We start from the raw sequence: 19,413 nt of genomic DNA, 5'->3' as shown, positions 1-19,413 counted from the left end.
CGAGGGGCGATTTTCCGCCATCGGCCCTTCGGCCGAGGGGGCTTGGTACGTACCGAACGGTCGTCCCGGCATCGCACAGGGCGCCCGCCCGTCTACCGTACGCAACCGCCGCGCACGGACGAAGGGGCGGCCCCCCGCACGGGTGCCGCCCCTTCAGGATCCGGAGCCGTCGCCGGGGCTGAGGGTCGGGTTGCCTCGGCGACGGCTCCGCCGCGGCGACCCGGTTCGTGCCAGGTCGCCGCGGCCGCCGCATCAGCGGCTGTCAGAGCCCCCGGCGCCGAGCGCGGCCGCACGGCCGGCCTCCAGGCGCGCCACGGGGATGCGGAACGGGGAGCAGGAGACGTAGTCCAGGCCCACCTCGTGGAAGAAGTGCACCGACTCGGGGTCGCCGCCGTGCTCGCCGCAGACGCCGAGCTTGAGGTCGGGGCGGGTGGCCCGGCCGGCCTTGACGGCGGACCGCACCAGCGAGCCGACGCCGTCCCTGTCGATGGTCTCGAAGGGGCTGACGCCGAAGATGCCCTTCTCCAGGTACGCGGTGAAGAAGCTCGCCTCGACGTCGTCGCGGGAGAAGCCCCACACGGTCTGGGTCAGGTCGTTGGTGCCGAAGGAGAAGAACTCGGCGGCCTCGGCGATCTGACCGGCCGTGAGCGCGGCGCGCGGCAGCTCGATCATGGTGCCCAGCGGCAGCTTGAGGCCGGTGCCGGTCGCGGCCTCGACCTCGGCGATGACCCGCTCGGCCTCCTCGCGGACGATCTCCAGCTCCTGGACGGTGCCCACCAGCGGGATCATGATCTCGGCGCGCGGGTCGCCGCCCGCGGCCACGCGCTCGGCCGAGGCCTCGGCGATGGCCCGCACCTGCATGGCGAACAGGCCCGGGATGACGAGGCCGAGACGGACGCCGCGCAGGCCGAGCATCGGGTTCTGCTCGTGAAGCTTGTGTACGGCCTGCAGCAGGCGCAGCTCGTTCTCGTGCGGCTCGCGGCGGGCCTCGGCGAGCGCGACCCGCACCGACAGGTCGGTGATGTCGGGCAGGAACTCGTGCAGCGGCGGGTCCAGCAGGCGGACCGTGACCGGCAGCCCGTCCATGGCCTCGAAGAGCTCGACGAAGTCGGCCTTCTGCAGCGGCAGCAGGGCCCCGAGGGCCTCGTCCCGCTCGGCGTCGGTGTCGGCGAGGATCAGGCGCTCGACCATCTCGCGGCGCTCGCCGAGGAACATGTGCTCGGTGCGGCACAGGCCGATGCCCTGGGCACCGAAGCGGCGGGCGCGGGCGGCGTCCTCGGCGTTGTCGGCGTTGGCCCGGACCTGCAGCCGGCGGCCGCCGTCGGCGTAGGTCATCATCCGGTGCACGGCCTGGACGAGCTCGTCGGTGCTGTCCGCACCCCGCTCGCGGCCCTCGAAGTACTCGACGACCGGGGACGGGACGACGGGCACCTCGCCGAGGTAGACCTTGCCGGTCGAGCCGTCGATGGAGACGACCTCGCCCTCCTCGATGACCACCCCGCCGGGGGCGGTCATCCGGCGGCGCTTGGTGTCGACCTCCAGCTCCTCGGCGCCGCAGACACAGGTCTTGCCCATGCCGCGGGCGACGACGGCCGCGTGCGAGGTCTTGCCGCCGCGCGAGGTGAGGATGCCCTCGGAGGCGATCATGCCGTCGAGGTCGTCGGGGTTGGTCTCGCGGCGGATGAGGATGACCTTCTCACCCGAGCGCGACCACTTCACGGCGGTGTAGGAGTCGAAGACGGCCTTGCCGACGGCGGCGCCGGGCGAGGCGGCGATGCCGCGGCCGAGCAGCTCGGTCTTCGCCTTCTCGTCGAAGCGCGGGAACATCAGCTGCGCGAGCTGCCCGCCCGTGACGCGCTGCAGCGCCTCGGCCTCGTCGATCAGGCCCTGGTCCACCAGCTGCGTGGCGATGCGGAAGGCCGCGCCCGCGGTGCGCTTGCCGACGCGGGTCTGCAGCATCCACAGCTTGCCGCGCTCGATGGTGAACTCGATGTCGCACAGGTCCTTGTAGTGCGTCTCGAGCGTCTCCATGATCTGCATCAGCTGGTCGTAGGACGCCTTGTCGATGCGCTCCAGGTCGGCGAGCGGCACGGTGTTGCGGATGCCCGCGACGACGTCCTCGCCCTGGGCGTTCTGCAGGTAGTCGCCGTAGACGCCCTGGTGGCCGCTGGCGGGGTCGCGGGTGAAGGCGACGCCGGTGCCGGAGTCGGGGCCGAGGTTGCCGAAGACCATGGAGCAGATGTTGACGGCGGTGCCGAGGTCGCCGGGGATGCGCTCCTGGCGGCGGTAGAGCTTGGCGCGGTCGCCGTTCCACGAGTCGAAGACCGCGCGGATGGCGAGGTCCATCTGCTCGCGCGGCTCCTGCGGGAAGTCCCGGCCGGTCTCCTTGGCGACGATGGCCTTGAACTCCTCGACCAGGCGCTGCAGGTCGGCGGCGGCGAGCTCGACGTCGGTGGTGACGCCCTTGGCGCGCTTGGCCTCGTCGAGGGCCTCCTCGAAGAGGTCGCCGTCGACGCCGAGGACGGTCTTGCCGAACATCTGGATGAGGCGGCGGTAGGAGTCCCACGCGAACCGCTCCTCCCCGGCCTGGGCGGCGAGCCCGGCCACGGAGGCGTCGGAGAGCCCGATGTTGAGGACGGTGTCCATCATGCCGGGCATGGAGAACTTGGCGCCCGAGCGGACCGAGACCAGCAGCGGGTCGTCCGCCTGCCCCAGCTTCTTGCCCATCTGCTTCTCGAGGGCCTCGAGGTGGGCGGAGACCTCGTCGCGCAGGGCGACGGGCTCGGTGCCGCTGTCGAGGTAGACCTTGCAGGCTTCGGTGGTGATGGTGAAGCCGGGGGGGACGGGCAGACCGAGGTTGGTCATCTCGGCGAGGTTGGCGCCCTTCCCGCCGAGCAGGTCCTTCAGGTCCTTGTTGCCCTCGGTGAAGTCGTAGACGAACTTCTGCTGATCTGTGGTTTCCGGCACGGGACTCGACTCCTCACTGGGGTCCCCCCGTACACAGTTGGGGGAAGGCGTGCTCAAACGTGCTGACGGCGGGGAGCGTACCCAGATCGAAGGCTTATGAGGAGGTCCACCCCCCGGCCATATGGGCGTAACCGCCTGTCAGCCAGCAGATCGAAAGTCACGCCCCGGTAAAGGGTCCGAAAGCCGATTGTTCGACTTCTGAAGACAGGATGACCGGCTGAAGTCTAAGCAACACGGAGCGTCGACCAAATGGAGGATGCGACATCAAGTCATGAACGCAAGAGGGGTGGCACGCAGTGCCACCCCTCAAGAGATGCACCCCTGTGTATACCGCTCATCTGAGCGAGCACCTGATCAGGGGTGGCGAGAATCACGCCGCCGGACGACGCATCAGCCGCCGGATGTGTCGAGTTCGGCGTCCGCACCGACGGCCGCGCAGTCGTACGGGTCGTCCAGCCAGCCGTCCGGGAGCACCACGCGGTTGCGGCCCGACGTACGGCCACGGGGGCCGTCGGCACCGGCCGGCCAGGACTGGTCCAGATCCAGCTCGCTCAGATGAGCGTTCAGCTCGTCCAGGGACGAGGTGACCGCCAGCTTCTTGCGCATGTCCGAGCCGACGGAGAAACCCTTGGTGTACCAGGCCACGTGCTTGCGGAAGTCGATGACGCCGCGCTCCTCGCTCTCCAGCCACTCGCCGAGGAGCGTCGCATGGCGCACCATCACGGCGGCCACCTCGCGCATCGTGGGCGCGGCGGGGGTGCCGCCGCCCTCGAAGGCCGTGACCAGGTCGCCGAAGAGCCACGGGCGCCCGAGGCAGCCGCGGCCGACCACGACGCCGTCGCAGCCGGTCTCGCGCATCATCCGCACGGCGTCGTCCGCCGACCAGATGTCGCCGTTGCCGAGCACGGGGATCTCCGGCACGGCCTCCTTGAGGCGGGCTATGGCCTCCCAGTCGGCGGTGCCGCCGTAGTGCTGGGCGGCCGTGCGGCCGTGCAGGGCGATGGCGGTGACGCCCTCCTCGACGGCGATCCGGCCGGCGTCGAGGAAGGTGATGTGGTCGTCGTCGATGCCCTTGCGCATCTTCATCGTCACCGGGAGGCTGCCGGCGTTGCCGACGGCCTCGCGCAGGATCGAGCGCAGCAGGTTGCGCTTGTACGGCAGGGCCGAGCCGCCGCCCTTGCGGGTGACCTTGGGGACCGGGCAGCCGAAGTTGAGGTCGATGTGGTCGGCCAGGTCCTCGTCCACGATCATGCGGACGGCCTTGCCGACGGTGACCGGGTCGACGCCGTAGAGCTGGATCGAGCGGGGCTTCTCGGTGCCGTCGAAGTGGATCAGCCGCATGGTCTTGGCGTCGCGCTCGACCAGGGCGCGGGTGGTGATCATCTCGCTGACGAACAGCCCCTTGCCGCCGGAGAACTCGCGGCACAGCGTGCGGAAGGGCGCGTTGGTGATGCCCGCCATGGGGGCGAGGACCACCGGCGGCCACACGGTGTGCGGGCCGATCTGGAGCGGCGTGGCGGCGTCATTCGTCATGGCCCCATTGTCGCGTACCGCGACCGGAAGTTTAGTTGTACTCTTAAAATCATTGGAGATGTACAACCATCTGTTGTGCGCCCACTCCCCAGGGGGTCCCCAGTGCCTGAGCTCTCCCGGCGCCGCCGGCTGCTGATCCTCGCCATCTGCTGCACGAGCCTGCTGATGGTGAGCCTCGACAACACGATCCTCAACGTGGCGCTGCCCTCCATGCAGCGGGAGCTCGACGCCTCCGTCTCCGGGCTGCAGTGGACGATCGACGCCTACACCGTCGTCCTCGCCTCGCTGCTGATGCTCGCCGGCTCCACCGCGGACCGGCTGGGTCGCAGACGCGTCTTCCAGACCGGGCTCGTGCTCTTCACCGCCGGATCCGTGCTGTGCAGCCTGGCGCCGGGGCTCGGCTGGCTGGTCGTCTTCCGCATGGTGCAGGCCGTGGGCGGCTCCATGCTCAACCCCGTCGCCATGTCGATCATCACGAACACGTTCACCGACCCCCGCGAGCGGGCCCGCGCGATAGGCGTGTGGGGCGGCGTCGTCGGCATCAGCATGGCCGCCGGGCCGATCATCGGCGGCGCGCTCGTCGAGACGACCGGCTGGCGGGCCATCTTCTGGATCAACCTGCCGGTGGGGCTGGCCGCGCTCGCCATGACCGCGCGGTACGTCCCCGAGTCGCGCGCCGCGACGGCCCGCCGGGCGGACCCCGTGGGCCAGCTGCTGGTGATCGCGCTGCTCGGCTCGCTCACGTACGGGATCATCGAGGGCGCCGCCGCGGGGTGGGGCTCGCCGCTGATCCTCGGCTGCTTCGCCGTCGCCGCCGCCTCCCTGGCCGTGCTCGTCCCCTACGAGCGGCGCCGCGCGGAACCCCTGATCGAGCCGCGGCTCTTCCGCAGCGCGCCCTTCAGTGGCGCCACCGTCACCGCGGTGTCCGCCTTCGCCGCGCTCGGCGGCTTCCTCTTCCTCAACACCCTGCACCTGCAGAACGAGCGCGGGCTCTCGGCCCTCGACGCCGGCCTCTACATGCTGCCCATGGCCGTCATGTGCCTGGTCTTCGCGCCCCTGTCGGGCCGGCTGGTCGGGGCCCGCGGGCCGCGGCTGCCGCTTCTGCTCGCGGGAGTGGCGATGACGGCGAGCGGCCTGCTCTTCGCGGCCTTCGACGCGAGCTCCTCCGACGCCCTGCTGCTGACCGCCTACGTTCTCTTCGGCATCGGCTTCGGCCTCGTGAACGCGCCCATCACCAACACGGCCGTCTCCGGCCTGCCGCGCGCCCGGGCCGGGGTCGCCGCCGCCGTCGCCTCGACCAGCCGGCAGGTCGGCAGCTCGCTGGGCGTCGCCGTGATCGGCGCGACGGTCGCCGCGGGGCTGCAGGAGACCGGCTGGTGGATCGTCGCCGGGTGCGGGGCGGCCGTCCTCGTGGTCGGTACGATCACCACCGGCCGCTGGGCCGCCCGGACCGCCGAGCGCGCCGCGGCCCGCCCCGACCCCCACGCCGAGCGGAGCAGGATCCCGGTGACCACACCATGACCACGCACGACACACACGAGGCGGCGGCGCAGCGTGCCTGGATGCAGCTGCGGGAGATCGTCCTCGGCGGCAACGAGCGGCGCAAGGAGGTCGTCGACGCGCTCGGCATGAGCTTCTTCCGCATCAAGGCGCTGCGGCGGATCGCCCGGGGCCCGCTCACCCTCCGGGAGCTGGCCGAGCAACTGCTGACGGACCGCCCGTACGCGACGCTGGTCGTGGACGACCTGGCAAGCCGCGGCCTGGTGGAACGCACCGCGAACCCGGCCGACCGCCGCTCGAAGATCGTCTCGGCCACACCGGAGGGCCGGAAGGCGGCGGCCCGGGCGGAAGCCATCCTGGGCACCCCGCCGCCGTCCCTCCTCGCCCTCCCGGCGGAGGACCTGGCGGCACTGGACCGCATCACGGCCCATATGGCGGGCCTGACAGAGCGGCACCCCACGGGGTGATCCCACGGGCCGGCTGGGGGGCCGGTCCGGCACCGCCGGGATCCACGACCGTGGTCGCCCGCCGCGGCGGCGGCAGAAAGTCCGCCGCGACGGCGAGACCCCGAACGGTGCCGCGGATGGTGGCTCACCGCCACCGCGGAAAAATACCCGCCGCAACGGCGAGAACCCGGACGGCGCTGTCCGGCGGTGGTGCCACACGGCCCAGGCCGGAGGCCGGACCGGCACCGCCGGATTCCACCGCCGTGGTTGCTCACCGCGGCGGCGGCAGAAAGTCCGCCACAGCGGAAAAGTGCACGCTGCGGCGGCAAGAACCCGGACGGAGCGCTCCGGCGGTGCCACGCGACCCAGGCCGGAGGCCGGATCGGCACCGCGCCGGAGGCCGGTCCGGCACCGCCGGAATCCACCACGGTGGTTGCTCGCCGCGGCGGCGGCAGAAGATATCCGCCGCAACGGCGAGATGTTGAACGGCGCTCTCCGGCGGTGCCGAACCAGCCCGCGCCTCCGGCCGGGGCGGGCCGGTCCGGCCTCCGGCCGGAGGCCGGGCCCGACCGCTGAGGGTGGCTAGCCGCGCGTCAGTGCGGCCAGGCGGGCGCGGGTCTCCTCGTCCGCCGGGGTGAACGTCACGACGCGGCCGCCCGGGTGCGGGCCGGTCCACAGGCTGGTGTGGTTCAGGCGCAGCTCGCCCGTCCGGGCGTGCCACAGCGTGCGCACCCGGTACGCCGTGACCGGGGCGACCTCGTGCCGGGCCCACAGCACCCGGAACTCCGGCGACGCCCGCAGCAGCTTCGCCAGCAGGTTCTTCCACGCCGGATCGGCGAGGTGCTCGGCCATCGCCGCGCGGAACTTCGCCGCCATCGCCCGGATCGTCTCCTCCCGGTCGACGAACGTCGCGCGCACCTCGGCGTTGGTGAAGGCGAGCCACATGCAGTTGCGCTCCTCGGGCGGCAGCTTGTCGAGGTCGCACATCAGCGCGCTGTAGGTGCGGTTGTAGGCGAGGATGTCGTAGCGCGAGTTCTGGATGCAGGCGGGGAACGGCTCCAGCTGTTCCAGCATCATCCGCAGGTCCGCGGAGACCCCGGGGCAGTCGGTCTCCGGCAGCGGATCGACCGCGCCCGCGAGGGCGAAGAGGTGGCTGCGCTCGCTGCGGTCGAGCTGCAGGGCGCGGGCGACGGCGTCGAGGACCTGCGGGGAGACCTTGATGTCGCGGGCCTGCTCCAGCCACGTGTACCAGGTGACGCCCACGGCGGCGAGATGGGCGACCTCCTCCCGGCGCAGCCCGGGCGTGCGCCGCCGGGGCCCGCGCGGCAGCCCGGCCTGTTCGGGGGAGACGCGCTCGCGGCGGCTGCGCAGGAAGGCGGCGAGCTCCCCGCGGCGTACGTCGTCGGGAGTGGGCGCGGGCGCGGGCGCGGGGGCGAGGAGGGGAGCGGGGACGGCCCGGGACTCCTGCAGCATCGTGGTCATCTCTCCAGCGTGCGCGAGCCGGGCGGCCCGTTCCAGGTAGTGCTGGTACCAGGATAAGGACGCTCTGGTACCGGGCTGGGCGGCCGGGCATCGTCAGGACGGTGAGCGATACCCGAATAACCTCCCCGGCCTCCGCGGCCGTTGCCGCCCCTGCCCCCGTCACCGCCCCCGTCACCACCCCCGTCACCACCCCCCATCCCGTCCTGACCCCCCTGGGCCTGTTCACCGTGCTGACCGGCGCGGCCCTGCCCATGGTCGACTTCTTCATCGTCAACGTCGCCCTGCCCGCCATCGACCACGACCTGCACGCGGGCCCGGCGCTCCTGGAGATGGTGGTGGGCGGCTACGGGGTCGCGTACGCCGTCCTGCTGGTGCTCGGCGGACGGCTGGGCGACATGGTGGGGCGGCGCCGGCTGTTCCTGTGGGGCACGGCGGCGTTCGGTGTGACCTCGGTGGCGTGCGGCCTCGCGCCGGGCGCCTGGGAGCTGGTGATCGCGCGGATCGCGCAGGGCGCGGCGTCCGCGCTGATGCTGCCCCAGGTGCTGGCGACGATCCAGGCCACGACGAGCGGGGCGGCCCGGTCCCGGGCGCTCAGCTTCTACAGCGGCACGGCCGGGGTCTCCGCCTCGGTCGGCCAGGTGCTGGGCGGGGTGCTGGTCGCCGCCGACGTCGCGGGCAGCGGCTGGCGGTCGATCTTCCTGGTGAACGCGCCGGTCGCGGCGGTCGCGCTGCTGCTGGCGGGCCGTGCGGTACCCGAGACCCGCTCGGCGCGCCCGACGCGGGTGGACGTCCTGGGCACGGCGCTGCTCTCGCTCTCCCTCATCTCCCTGCTGGTGCCGCTGACGGAGGGCCGGGCGACGGGCTGGCCGGTGTGGTCGTGGGTGCTGCTGGCGGTCTTCCCGTTCGCGGCGGTGGCGTTCGCCGTCACGGAGCGGCGCCTGGAGCGGTCGGGCGAGGAGGGGCGTACGCCGCTGGTGCCGCCGTCGCTGCTGCGGGTGCGGTCGGTGCGTACGGGGCTGACGGTGCTGGTGCCGTTCTCGCTCGGCTGGGGCGGCTTCATGTTCGTCCTGGCGGTGGTGCTGCAGGAGGGGCTGCGGATGGGTCCGCTGTCGGCGGGGCTGTCGCTGCTGCCGATGTGCCTGACGTTCTTCGCGGGCTCGCTGGCCGGGCCACGGCTGTTCAGCCGCTACGGGCGGCGGGTCGTGACGGCCGGGGCGCTGATCCAGGGGGCGGGGCTGCTCGCGGTGGCGGCCGCCTTCTTCTGGGGCTGGGACGGGCCGGGCGTGTGGGGCCCGTGCGCGGGGCTGGCCGTCCAGGGGCTGGGCCAGGGGCTGCTGCTGCCGCTGACGCTGCGGACGGTGCTGAGCGAGGTGCCGGTGGCGCAGGCGGGCGTGGGCAGTGGGGTCATGGTCACCACGCAGCAGTCGTTCATGGCGCTGGGCGTGGCCACGCTCGGGTCGCTGTTCCTGTCGCTGTCGGATGCGATGGGGATGCGGGATGCGCTGGCGGTGACACTGGGGGTGCAGTTGGTGACGGTGGTGGCGACGGTGCTGCTGACACTGCGGATGCCACGCACGGAGGGATGACACGGAGGGAAGACACGGAGGAAAGACACAGGGGAAAGACACATGGACTGACAGATATTGAAATCTGTCAGTCCATGTGTCACTCTTCAGGGGAGCCCGCAATCCGGCTTACCCCTTTCAAGGCGGATTGCTCCCTTTTTCCCGCTTCCCCTTTGAAGGAGCCCCCGTGCAGCACCGCACCCTCGGCACCACCGGCCCCCAGGTCTCCGCCCTCGGTCTCGGCGCGATGGGCATGTCCGCCCTCTACGGCGAGGCCGACCGCGCCGAGTCGATCGCCACGATCCACGCCGCGCTCGACGCCGGCGTCACCCTGATCGACACCGGCGACTTCTACGGCATGGGCCACAACGAACTGCTCATCGGCGAGGCCCTGCGCACGACGAGCGAGGCCGACCGCGCCAAGGCGCTCACCAGCGTCAAGTTCGGCGCCCTGCGCGACCCGGACGGCGGCTGGTCCGGCTACGACGGCCGGCCCGCCGCGGTGAAGAACTTCGCCGCCTACTCCCTGCAGCGCCTGGGCACCGACCACATCGACGTCTACCGCATCGCCCGCGTCGACCCCGACGTGCCGGTCGAGGAGACGATCGGCGCCATCGCCGAGCTCGTCGAGGCCGGCCACGTGCGCCACATCGGCCTCTCCGAGGTGAGCGCCGACACCCTGCGCCGGGCCGCGGCCGTGGCGCCCATCTCCGACCTGCAGATCGAGTACTCGCTGATCTCCCGCGGCATCGAGGAGCAGATCCTGCCCACCGCGCGCGAGCTGGGCATCGGCATCACCGCGTACGGCGTGCTCTCGCGGGGCCTCATCAGCGGCCACTTCAGCCGTGACCGGCAGCTCGGTGCGGGCGACTTCCGCGGTATGAGCCCGCGCTTCCAGGGCGAGAACCTGCAGCGCAACCTCGACCTGGTCGACGCCCTGCGCAAGGTCGCCGAGAGCAAGGGCGCGAGCGTCGCGCAGACCGCCATCGCCTGGGTCCTCGCCCAGGGCGAGGACATCGTCCCCCTCGTCGGCGCCCGCCGCCGCGACCGCCTCGATGAGGCGCTCGGCGCGCTCGACCTGACCCTGGACGCCGCCGACCTCACCGCCATCGAGGAGGCCGTCCCGGCCGGCGCCGCGTCCGGAGCGCGCTATCCGGAGTCCCAGATGGCCCACCTCGACAGCGAGCGGTGAGCCCTGCGGGCGGCTCGCCCGACCCCCGGCCCGGGGTGCCTCCGGCACCACCGGACGCCGCCGCGGCGGCGGAACCCTGTGTCCGCCGCAACGGCGGGAAGCCGGACGGCGCGTCCCGGCGGTGCCACACGGCCCGAGCCGGGCTCGGCACCGCCGAAATCCACCACGGTGGTTGCTCACCGCGGCGGCGGAACAGAGAGGCACAGCCTCACTACGCCCCCTGCCCCCGGCAGGAAAACCCGCCGCAACGGCGAGAAACCCGGACGGCACGTCCCGGCGGTGCCACACAACCCAGGCCCCGGGGCCGGCCCGGCACCGCCGAACTCCACCGCGGTGGTTGCTCACCGCGGCGGCGGGACAGAGACGCGCGGCCTCTCTACGCCCCCTGCCCCCGGCAGGAAAACCCGCCGCAACGGCGAGAAACCCGGACGGCACGTCCCGGCGGTGCCACACAACCCAGGCCCCGAGGCCGGCCCGGCACCGCCGGACTCCGCCGCGGTGGTTGCCCGCCGCGGCGGCGGGACAGAGACGCGCGGCCTCTCTGCTCTCCCTGCCCCCGGCAGGAGAACGCGCCCGGCGCCGGGCAGGTACCGTCCATCTGGGCGTACGTCACTCCCGGACCGCCCGCCCCTAGCCGAAAGGTACGAGCCCGTATGCCGCCCGCGCCGCTGACCCCCGAACGCATCCTCGAAGCGACCGAGGACGTGCTGCGCCGCTACGGCCCAGCCAAGGCGACCGTGGTCGACGTCGCCCGCGCGCTGGGGGTCAGTCACGGCAGCGTCTACCGTCACTACGGCAGCAAGGCCGCCCTGCGCGAGGCGGTCACCCAGCGCTGGCTGGACCTGTCGCACGCCGAGCTGTCGGCGATCGCCGACGCGGACGGCCCCGCCGGCCCGCGCCTGCGCTCCTGGCTCGCCGCGCTGTTCGCCGCGAAGCGGCGCAAGGCGGGGGACGATCCCGAGCTGTTCGCCACGTACATGGTCCTCGTCGGCGAGAACAGCACCACCGTCGACCGGCACATCGAGACGATGATCGGGCAGCTGGCCCGGATCGTGGAGGGCGGCGTCCGCCGCGGCGAGTTCGCCGCCGCCGACCCCGCCGCCACCGCCCGCGCCCTGTGGGACGCGACCAACCGCTTCCACGACCCGGCCTACGCCGCGGACTGGTCGGCCCCGGGCATCGAGGCGGCGTTCGACACCGTGTGCGATCTGCTGCTGCGCGGGCTGGAGGCCTAGCGGCAGCGGGACGGCAGCGGGGCGTCAGCCCACGCCCAGGAAGCGCAGGACCGCCAGCACCCGCCGGTGGTCCGCATCCGCCTTCGGCAGGTCCAGCTTCGCCAGGATCGAGTTGATGTGCTTGGCGACGGCGCTCTCGCTGACGACCAGCCCCTCCGCGATCCCCGCGTTCGACCGCCCGGACGCCATCAGCTCCAGCACGTCCCGCTCGCGCGGCGTGAGCCGGTCCAGCGGATCGCTGTGCCGGCGCAGCAGCAGCTGCGAGACCACCTGCGGGTCGAGCGCGGTGCCGCCGCCCGCCACACGCCGCAGGGCGTCGATGAACTCCTCCACGTCGGCGACCCGCTCCTTGAGCAGATAGCCGACGCCGCGCGTGTCCCCGGACAGCAGGTCGGCGGCGTAGCGCTCCTCCACGTACTGGGAGAGCAGCAACACCGCCGTGTCCGGCCACTGCTTGCGGATGACGAGCGCGGCGCGCACGCCCTCGTCGGTGAAACCGGGAGGCATGCGCACGTCGAGGACGACCAGGCCGGGCCGGTGCTCCTCCACCGCGGCCAGCACCGCCTCCGCGTCGCCGGTCTCCGCGACCACGTCGAACCCGGCCGCCTCCAGGACCTTCACCAGGCCGATCCGGAGCAGGACGGAATCCTCGGCGATCACGGCGCGCACGGCAGCTCCACAGTCACTACGGTCGGGCCCCCCACGGGGCTGCTGATCGAGAACGTGCCGTCGACCGACGCGACCCGCTTGGCCAGTCCGGCCAGCCCGCTGCCGCCCGTAGGGTCGGCCCCGCCCACGCCGTCGTCGGTGACGACGACATGAAGTATCCCCCCACGCCGTTCGACGCGGACGTCGGCCCGGCTCGCCCGGGCGTGCTTGACGACGTTGGCGAGCGCTTCGGAGACCACGAAGTAGGCGACGGCCTCGACGGTCGGGGCGGGCCGGTCGGCGAGTTCGACCGTCAGCCCGACGGGCAGGGGCGTCCGCTCGGCGATGCCGGACAGGGCGGCGTCGAGGCCGCGGTCCTCCAGCACGGCCGGGTGCAGGCCGCGGACGAGGTTGCTGAGCTCGGCGATGGCCTCCTTCGCCTCGCGGTGCGCCTCGTCGATGACCTGGCGGGCCTCCTCGGGCAGGTCCTTGAGCGTCGCCTTGGCCAGCCCCAGGTTCACCGCCATCGATACGAGCCGCTGCTGCGCGCCGTCGTGCAGGTCGCGCTCGATGCGGCGGCGCTCGGCGTCGGCGGCGTCCACGACGCCGGCGCGGCTCTCGGTGACCTCCTCGACGCGCTGCTCCAGCAGGTCGGCGCGGCTGGGGCCGAGGCGGGCCGCGCCAGCGCGGGTGTCGATCCGGGCGAGCGCGCGGGAGAGCCACGCAGCCCCGTACAGCCCGGCGAGTCCGGCGGCGGTGGCGTAGGCCGCCTGCGTGGTGTAGCCGAAGTTCGCGACGCGCGTCTCCGGCGGCAGCGCCCAGACCCAGACGTAGACCGTCGCGGCGACGCCGGCCGCCGCCCACAGCAGCAGCGTCAGTGCGCCGCCCAGTGCGATCAGCGGCCCGGCCGCCAGGTGGTAGCCCAGCTGCCGCCACGACCAGGGCTGCCCCGCGCCCGGTATCTCCACCCCGAACCACGCCCGGAACCGCGCCCGCTGCATCCGGCTCAGCACGGGACAGGCGGCCCCGAGGACGGCCACCATCACCGCGACGGCCAGCAGACAGCTCGACGCCTTCGTCGGCCCGCCGTCCAGCCACGGCACCGCCAGCACGAAGAGCGCCCCGGTCTGGACGAGCACGCCGACGGCGAGAAAGGCGACGGCACGGCCGGCCCCGTCGAAGGGGCGGCGGAGGGGGGTGGGGATTCGCATGGTCACACGGTAAGTGCGCAGGTCAGGGCGGGCGATGGTACGGGTACCCGGGCTGTTGGTACAGCCAGTGCCACCATCGGATGAACGTGCGAGGGAATGAGGCTCGAAGGCCCCCTGGGCGTCGCTACGTTGAGTGTCTGACCACCCGTGCAGAGAAGGAGGCGCATCATGGCAGTCATGGTTGAGACACCGCCGCCCCAGACGATAAGCCCCGCCCGAGACCCGTACGGGTTCGAGGGACTGTGCCGCGTCCTGGAGATCGTCGACCAGAACCTCCCGGATGGCTTTCGATCGGAGATCATCAGGGGGAGAATCGTCGTGTCACCGTGGCCCAAGGCCAAATACCGTCCCATTCTGATCAGCCTGACGCGTCAGCTGGAGCCGCACGTACCCGAAGGCCACATTGCGGACAGGTCCCCGCTGCTCTTCCGGTTCCAGGGCCACAGCAGGAGCTACGGCCCCGACGTCCACGTCTCGGACGAAGAGCTGTCGAAGGTGGACAGCATCCATACTCCCGGCGAGACGCTCTCCCTGGTCGGCGAGCTGACGTCCGATTCGACGGCCGACTTCGACCGTCGCGACAAGGTCGAGATCTACGGCAAGGCCGGGGTACCGGTGTACGTCCTGGTCGACATCATCAATACGACCGTCACCGTGTACTCCGACCCCAGCCCCGAAGACGGCTACCGGAGGCACACCCAGGTCAAGTTCGGCGACAAGGTCGACGTCCCAGCCCCCTTCAGCTGCGAGCTCGACACCGCCGGCTGGAAGGCCTGACAACAGCCGGAGGCCCCGGCCCCCCGCCAGACGCGGGGAGCCGGGGCCTCCGGAAAACGCAGGGGCAGCAGCCTGCCCGGGCGTCAGCAGCCCAGCAGACGCGAGCCCAGGTAACCCTCGATCTGGTCGAGAGACACCCGCTCCTGCTTCATGGTGTCGCGCTCGCGCACCGTCACCGCGTTGTCGTCCAGCGTGTCGAAGTCGACCGTGACGCAGAACGGCGTGCCGATCTCGTCCTGGCGGCGGTAGCGGCGGCCGATCGCGCCCGCGTCGTCGAACTCGATGTTCCAGTTCTTGCGCAGGTCCGTCGCGAGGCCCTTGGCCTTCGGGGACAGCTGCGGGTTGCGGGACAGCGGCAGGACGGCGACCTTGACCGGGGCCAGGCGCGGGTCGAGGCGCATCACGACGCGCTTCTCCATGACGCCCTTGGCGTTGGGGGCCTCGTCCTCGTTGTACGCGTCGAGCATGAAGGCGAGCATGGCGCGGTTCAGGCCGGCCGCCGGCTCGATGACGTACGGGAACCAGCGCTCGCCGGCCTCCTGGTCGAAGAAGGTCAGGTCCTGGCCGGAGGCCTGGGAGTGCGCCTTCAGGTCGTAGTCCGTGCGGTTGGCGATGCCTTCCAGCTCGGAGAACTCGGTGCCGCCGAAGTTGAAGCGGTACTCGATGTCAGTGGTGCGCTTGGAGTAGTGGGAGAGCTTCTCCGCGGCGTGCTCGTACCACCGCATGTTCTCCTCGCGCATGCCGAGGCCGGTGTACCAGCTCCAGCGCTGCTCCATCCAGTACTCGTGCCACGTCTCGTCCTCGCCCGGCTTGACGAAGAACTCCATCTCCATCTGCTCGAACTCGCGGGTGCGGAAGATGAAGTTGCCCGGCGTGATCTCGTTACGGAAGGACTTGCCGGTCTGGGCGATACCGAACGGCGGCTTCTTCCGCGAGGTCTGCTGAACCTGGGCGAAGTTGGTGAAGATGCCCTGCGCGGTCTCGGGGCGCAGGTAGCTGACCGAACCGGAGTCCTGCGTCGGGCCCAGGTGGGTGGACAGCAGGCCGGAGAACAGCTTGGGCTCGGTGAAGGCGCCCTTGGTGCCGCAGTGCGCGCAGTTGAGGTCGGCGAGGCCGTTCTCGGGCAGCTTGCCGTGCTTGGCCTCGTACGCCTCCTCCAGGTGGTCGGCGCGGTAGCGCTTGTGGCAGGAGGTGCACTCGGTCAGCGGGTCCGTGAAGGTCGCGACGTGGCCGGACGCCTCCCAGACCTCACGGGCCAGGATCACCGACGAGTCGAGACCGACGACGTCGTCGCGCGAGGTGACCATGGAGCGCCACCACTGGCGCTTGATGTTCTCCTTGAGCTCCACGCCGAGCGGACCGTAGTCCCAGGCGGCACGCTGTCCGCCATAGATCTCACTGCACGGATAGACGAAGCCACGGCGCTTGCTCAGGCTGACGATGGTGTCGATCTTGTCGGCGGCCACGGTGCTCTCTTCATTGCGACGACGAACAGCGAATGATTCAGGTTACCGGCGCTGCACCCCCTCTCATCAAATCGGCTCTGGCCTTGGCTTGACCACGCCCCTCCGCCACCCGCTTTGCCCCCCTCTTACCCCTCTCTTGTTGACAATCGTTTCCATTTTTGTTGAAAATGACTGTCATGAACGTAAGCCGCCTCCACCCCGCGCTCGCTCCCCGAATACGCACCGCCGCCGTCGCCGCGACCGCCGCGCTGGGGCTGCTCGGCCTCACCGCCTGCTCCTCCTCGGACGACGCGGGCAAGGCCGCCGACGGCAAGCTCGCCGTGGTGGCGTCGTTCTACCCCATGCAGTACCTCGCCGAGCAGATCGGCGGCGAGCACGTCAGCGTGTCCAACCTGACCAAGCCCGGTGTCGAGCCGCACGACCTGGAGCTCAAGCCCAAGCAGATCGGCTCCCTCGCCGACGCGGGCGCGATCGTCTACCTCAAGGGCATCCAGCCCGCCGTGGACGAGGCGATCAAGCAGTCGAAGAACAAGCACGCCGTGGACGTGGCCTCCCTCACCGAGCTGGAGGAGCACGGCACCGAGGTCGACGGCCACCACCACACCACGGGCGACAACCACTCGCACTCCGAGTCCGAGGGCGGCGCCGACCCCCACATCTGGCTCGACCCGGTGAAGTACGCCGAGGCCGCCAAGGGCGTCGCCAAGACCCTCGCCGAGGCCGACCCCGATCACAAGGGCGACTACGAGAAGAACGCCGACGCCCTGGTGAAGAAGCTGGGCGCCCTGGACACCAAGTTCAAGGACGGCCTGAAGAACCGCGCCTCGGACACCTTCATCACCACCCACGCGGCCTTCGGCTACCTCGCCGAGCGCTACGGGCTGACCGAGGAGGCCATCAGCGGCCTCGACCCCGAGTCCGAGCCCAGCGCGGCCCGCATCAAGGACCTGCACAAGCTCGCCGAGGAGCACCACGTCTCGACGATCTTCTTCGAGACCCTCGCCAGCCCGGCGACCGCGAAGACGCTGGCCAAGGACCTCAAGCTGAAGACCGACGTCCTGGACCCCCTTGAGGGCATCACGGACGCGTCCAAGGGCCACGACTACGTCGAGGTCATGGAGGCCAACCTGGCCGCCCTGCAGAAGGCGCTCGGTACCAAGTGAGCGCGCCCGAGGAGATCACCATGGAGCAGCCCGTCATATCCCTGCGGGGCGCCACCGCGAGCCTGGGCGGCCGCCCCGTCCTGCGCGGCGTGGACCTGACCGTACGGCGCGGCGAGGTCGTCGCCCTGCTCGGCGCCAACGGCTCGGGCAAGTCCACGGCCGTGCGCAGCATCGTCGGCCAGGTGCCGCTCACCGGCGGCGAGCTGGAGCTCTTCGGCACGCCCCGGCGGCGCTTCCGCGACTGGGCCCGCGTCGGCTACGTGCCGCAGCGCACCACCGCCGCCGGCGGGGTCCCCGCGACCGTGCGCGAGGTCGTCTCGGCCGGGCGGCTCGCCCGCACCCGGTTCGGGATGATGCGCAAGGCCGACAAGGAGGCGGTCATAGGCGCCCTGGAGCTCGTCGGCATGGACGACCGGCTCGGGGACTCCGTCGACGCGCTCTCCGGCGGCCAGCACCAGCGGGTGCTCATCGCCCGCGCCCTGGCCGGCGAACCCGAGCTGCTGATCATGGACGAGCCGATGGCCGGCGTGGACCTCGCGAGCCAGGAGGTCCTCGCCGAGGCCCTGCGCGCCCAGGTCGCCCGCGGCGCCACCGTCCTGCTCGTGCTGCACGAGCTCGGCCCCCTGGAGCCGCTGATCGACCGGGCGGTCGTGCTGCGCGACGGCTGCGTCGTGCACGACGGCCCGCCGCCGGAGGCCGTCGGCCAGCACGCCCTCCCCGGCCACGACCATGTACACCCGCACGCCGGACCGGCTGCGGAACCGATTCGGACAGGGCTGCTGACCTGATGGACATCCTCGACCTCGCCTTCATGCAGCGGGCCCTGCTCGCGGCGCTCCTCGTCGGCGTCACCGCGCCCGCCATCGGCACCTACCTCGTCCAGCGCCGCCAGGCGCTCATGGGCGACGGCCTCGGGCACGTCGCCCTCACCGGCGTCGGCCTCGGCTTCCTGCTGAACGATAGCCCCGTGTGGATGGCCACGGCCGTGTGCATCGTGGGCGCCGTGGTCATGGAGCTGATCCGCTGGTACGGGCGGACGCGCGGCGACATCGCCCTCGCCATGCTCTTCTACGGCGGCATGGCCGGCGGCGTGATGCTGATGAACCTCTCCGACAGCGGCTCCAGCGCCAACCTCAGCAGCTACCTCTTCGGCTCGATCGCCACGGTCTCGGAGGAGGACATCGTCGCGATCTGCATCCTGGCCGCCTTTGTGATCCTCACCACGGTCGGGCTGCGCCGTCAGCTTTTCGCCATCTGCCAGGACGAGGAGTTCGCGCGGGTCACCGGGCTGCCGGTGCGGCTGCTGAACCTGCTCGTCGCCGTCACCGCCGCCGTCACCGTCACCGTCGCCATGCGCGTCGTCGGCCTGCTGCTCGTCAGCGCCCTGATGGTGATCCCGGTCGCCGCCTCGCAGCAGATCGCCCGCAGCTTCAAGGCCACCTTCGCCCTCGCGGTCGGCATCGGCGTCACGGTGACCGTCTCCGGCACCGCCACGTCCTACTACGCCGACGTGCCCTCCGGTGCGACCATCGTGCTCTTCGCCATCGGCCTGTTCGTCCTCCTCACCGCGCTCGCCGCGCCCCTGGCCAAGCGGCGCGCGGGGAAGGCCCAGGCGGCCGCCGAATGCACCCTGGACGTGCCGGGCGCGCGCACGGCGGCGGACGACGTCAAGGTCTGACGCACGTCCGGGCTTGCCCACCCGGCCGCGCGGACTGGCACAATTGCCGTGCGACATGTGCGGATGGGTGTTCAGGCGAGCTGGAGGAGGCAACTGTGGCGACCGCGGGTCCCCCCGTACGCGGCCGGTCCACCAAGCAGCGGGCAGCGGTGGCGGCCGCGCTCGACGAGGTGGACGAGTTCCGTAGCGCGCAAGAGCTCCATGACATGCTCAAGCACCGCGGTGCGTCGGTCGGTCTGACCACCGTCTACCGCACGCTGCAGTCCCTGGCCGACGCCGGCGAGGTCGACGTGCTGCGCACCAGCGAGGGCGAGGCGGTCTACCGCCGCTGCTCCAGCGGGCACCACCACCACCTGGTGTGCCGGGTGTGCGGCAAGGCCGTCGAGGTGGAGGGCCCCGCCGTCGAGAAGTGGGCGGACTCCATCGCCGAGGAGCACGGCTTCGTGGACGTCGCGCACACCATCGAGATCTTCGGCACGTGCGGGGAGTGCGCCGCGAAGCGCTGAACCCACCGTGTGCATGAGGGCCCCGGGCGATGCCCGGGGCCCTC

Annotated in this window: 16 protein-coding genes; 10 read left to right on the top strand and 6 right to left on the bottom strand. The window is 71.8% G+C overall.

The genetic code is table 11. The features are described from left to right. Positions 1–252 precede the first annotated feature (252 nt). Together ppdK and dusB are read right to left on the bottom strand one after the other, a co-directional pair. Entirely contained in the window at positions 253–2,967 is a 2,715-nt protein-coding gene (gene ppdK / locus IE241_RS07520) for a pyruvate, phosphate dikinase (RefSeq protein ID WP_190020818.1), read from the bottom strand. A gap of 390 nt (positions 2,968–3,357) precedes the next feature. Then, entirely contained in the window at positions 3,358–4,500 is a 1,143-nt protein-coding gene (gene dusB / locus IE241_RS07515; protein WP_190020817.1) for a tRNA dihydrouridine synthase DusB, read from the bottom strand. A gap of 102 nt (positions 4,501–4,602) precedes the next feature. Between dusB and IE241_RS07510 the strand changes: the two genes are divergently transcribed. Continuing rightward, entirely contained in the window at positions 4,603–6,021 is a 1,419-nt protein-coding gene (locus IE241_RS07510) for an MFS transporter (RefSeq protein ID WP_190020816.1), read from the top strand. Then, positions 6,018–6,467, top strand: a complete 450-nt coding sequence (locus IE241_RS07505) for a MarR family winged helix-turn-helix transcriptional regulator (protein ID WP_190020815.1) — start codon at positions 6,018–6,020, stop codon at positions 6,465–6,467. Before IE241_RS07510 ends, IE241_RS07505 begins: the two co-directional genes overlap by 4 nt. A 561-nt stretch (positions 6,468–7,028) precedes the next feature. On the opposite strand, the gene IE241_RS07500 is transcribed toward IE241_RS07505, so the two are convergent. Then, positions 7,029–7,928 (bottom strand): helix-turn-helix transcriptional regulator, encoded by a 900-nt coding sequence (locus IE241_RS07500; RefSeq protein ID WP_190020814.1) that lies wholly within the window; start codon positions 7,926–7,928, stop codon positions 7,029–7,031. Positions 7,929–8,029: 101 nt separating this feature from the next. Here IE241_RS07500 and IE241_RS07495 point away from each other — a divergent pair, with 101 nt between their 5' ends. The 3 genes from IE241_RS07495 (at position 8,030) to IE241_RS07485 (ending at position 11,920) form a co-directional block, all read left to right on the top strand. Beyond that, positions 8,030–9,514: an MFS transporter gene (locus IE241_RS07495; RefSeq protein ID WP_308433644.1), complete on the top strand. Its 1,485-nt coding sequence runs from the start codon at positions 8,030–8,032 to the stop codon at positions 9,512–9,514. A gap of 166 nt (positions 9,515–9,680) precedes the next feature. Further along, on the top strand, positions 9,681–10,685 hold the full coding sequence (locus tag IE241_RS07490) for an aldo/keto reductase (RefSeq protein WP_190020813.1): 1,005 nt from the start codon (positions 9,681–9,683) through the stop codon (positions 10,683–10,685). 653 nt (positions 10,686–11,338) lie between these two features. After that, the gene (locus tag IE241_RS07485; RefSeq protein ID WP_190020812.1) at positions 11,339–11,920 is read left to right on the top strand and encodes a TetR/AcrR family transcriptional regulator; all 582 of its coding nucleotides are present in this window, start codon (positions 11,339–11,341) and stop codon (positions 11,918–11,920) included. A gap of 24 nt (positions 11,921–11,944) precedes the next feature. Here the strand turns inward: IE241_RS07485 and IE241_RS07480 are convergent, their stop codons facing one another. Both IE241_RS07480 and IE241_RS07475 read right to left on the bottom strand, forming a co-directional pair. Continuing rightward, positions 11,945–12,589: a response regulator transcription factor gene (locus IE241_RS07480; protein ID WP_190020811.1), complete on the bottom strand. Its 645-nt coding sequence runs from the start codon at positions 12,587–12,589 to the stop codon at positions 11,945–11,947. Further along, positions 12,577–13,779, bottom strand: coding sequence for a sensor histidine kinase (locus IE241_RS07475; RefSeq protein ID WP_190020810.1), 1,203 nt, complete (start codon positions 13,777–13,779; stop codon positions 12,577–12,579). The genes IE241_RS07480 and IE241_RS07475 overlap by 13 nt, the downstream gene beginning before the upstream one ends. Positions 13,780–13,947: 168 nt before the next feature. On the opposite strand from IE241_RS07475, the gene IE241_RS07470 reads away from it, so the two are divergent. Next, a complete protein-coding gene (locus IE241_RS07470; RefSeq protein ID WP_190020809.1) occupies positions 13,948–14,556 on the top strand; it encodes a Uma2 family endonuclease in 609 nt (202 codons plus the stop codon). Positions 14,557–14,639: 83 nt separating this feature from the next. On the opposite strand, the gene IE241_RS07465 is transcribed toward IE241_RS07470, so the two are convergent. Continuing rightward, positions 14,640–16,022: a glycine--tRNA ligase gene (locus IE241_RS07465; protein ID WP_190020808.1), complete on the bottom strand. Its 1,383-nt coding sequence runs from the start codon at positions 16,020–16,022 to the stop codon at positions 14,640–14,642. 176 nt (positions 16,023–16,198) lie between these two features. Here IE241_RS07465 and IE241_RS07460 point away from each other — a divergent pair, with 176 nt between their 5' ends. The 4 genes from IE241_RS07460 (at position 16,199) to IE241_RS07445 (ending at position 19,369) form a co-directional block, all read left to right on the top strand. Then, the gene (locus IE241_RS07460; RefSeq protein WP_190020807.1) at positions 16,199–17,185 is read left to right on the top strand and encodes a metal ABC transporter substrate-binding protein; all 987 of its coding nucleotides are present in this window, start codon (positions 16,199–16,201) and stop codon (positions 17,183–17,185) included. 20 nt (positions 17,186–17,205) lie between these two features. Beyond that, positions 17,206–17,973 carry a metal ABC transporter ATP-binding protein gene (locus IE241_RS07455; protein ID WP_190021085.1) on the top strand — a complete coding sequence of 256 codons (768 nt, stop codon included), beginning with the start codon at positions 17,206–17,208 and terminating at the stop codon, positions 17,971–17,973. Continuing rightward, entirely contained in the window at positions 17,973–18,863 is an 891-nt protein-coding gene (locus IE241_RS07450; protein WP_190020806.1) for a metal ABC transporter permease, read from the top strand. Before IE241_RS07455 ends, IE241_RS07450 begins: the two co-directional genes overlap by 1 nt. A 95-nt stretch (positions 18,864–18,958) precedes the next feature. Next, positions 18,959–19,369 carry a Fur family transcriptional regulator gene (locus IE241_RS07445; protein WP_179080809.1) on the top strand — a complete coding sequence of 137 codons (411 nt, stop codon included), beginning with the start codon at positions 18,959–18,961 and terminating at the stop codon, positions 19,367–19,369. Positions 19,370–19,413 lie beyond the last annotated feature (44 nt).

The organism is Streptomyces hiroshimensis (genome assembly GCF_014650335.1).
Taxonomy (GTDB): Bacteria; Actinomycetota; Actinomycetes; order Streptomycetales; family Streptomycetaceae; genus Streptomyces; species Streptomyces hiroshimensis.
This window is presented reverse-complemented; position numbering and strand designations above follow the sequence as displayed.

Bases quoted from the DNA above. Each gene is read 5' to 3' on its own strand.
- dusB (WP_190020817.1), bottom strand. From the start codon at position 4,500: ATGACGAATGACGCCGCCACGCCGCTCCAGATCGGCCCGCACACCGTG.
- IE241_RS07505 (WP_190020815.1), top strand. From the start codon at position 6,018: ATGACCACGCACGACACACACGAGGCGGCGGCGCAGCGTGCCTGGATG.
- IE241_RS07500 (WP_190020814.1), bottom strand. From the start codon at position 7,928: ATGACCACGATGCTGCAGGAGTCCCGGGCCGTCCCCGCTCCCCTCCTC.
- IE241_RS07485 (WP_190020812.1), top strand. From the start codon at position 11,339: ATGCCGCCCGCGCCGCTGACCCCCGAACGCATCCTCGAAGCGACCGAG.
- IE241_RS07475 (WP_190020810.1), bottom strand. From the start codon at position 13,779: ATGCGAATCCCCACCCCCCTCCGCCGCCCCTTCGACGGGGCCGGCCGT.
- IE241_RS07470 (WP_190020809.1), top strand. From the start codon at position 13,948: ATGGCAGTCATGGTTGAGACACCGCCGCCCCAGACGATAAGCCCCGCC.
- IE241_RS07460 (WP_190020807.1), top strand. From the start codon at position 16,199: ATGAACGTAAGCCGCCTCCACCCCGCGCTCGCTCCCCGAATACGCACC.
- IE241_RS07455 (WP_190021085.1), top strand. From the start codon at position 17,206: ATGGAGCAGCCCGTCATATCCCTGCGGGGCGCCACCGCGAGCCTGGGC.
- IE241_RS07450 (WP_190020806.1), top strand. From the start codon at position 17,973: ATGGACATCCTCGACCTCGCCTTCATGCAGCGGGCCCTGCTCGCGGCG.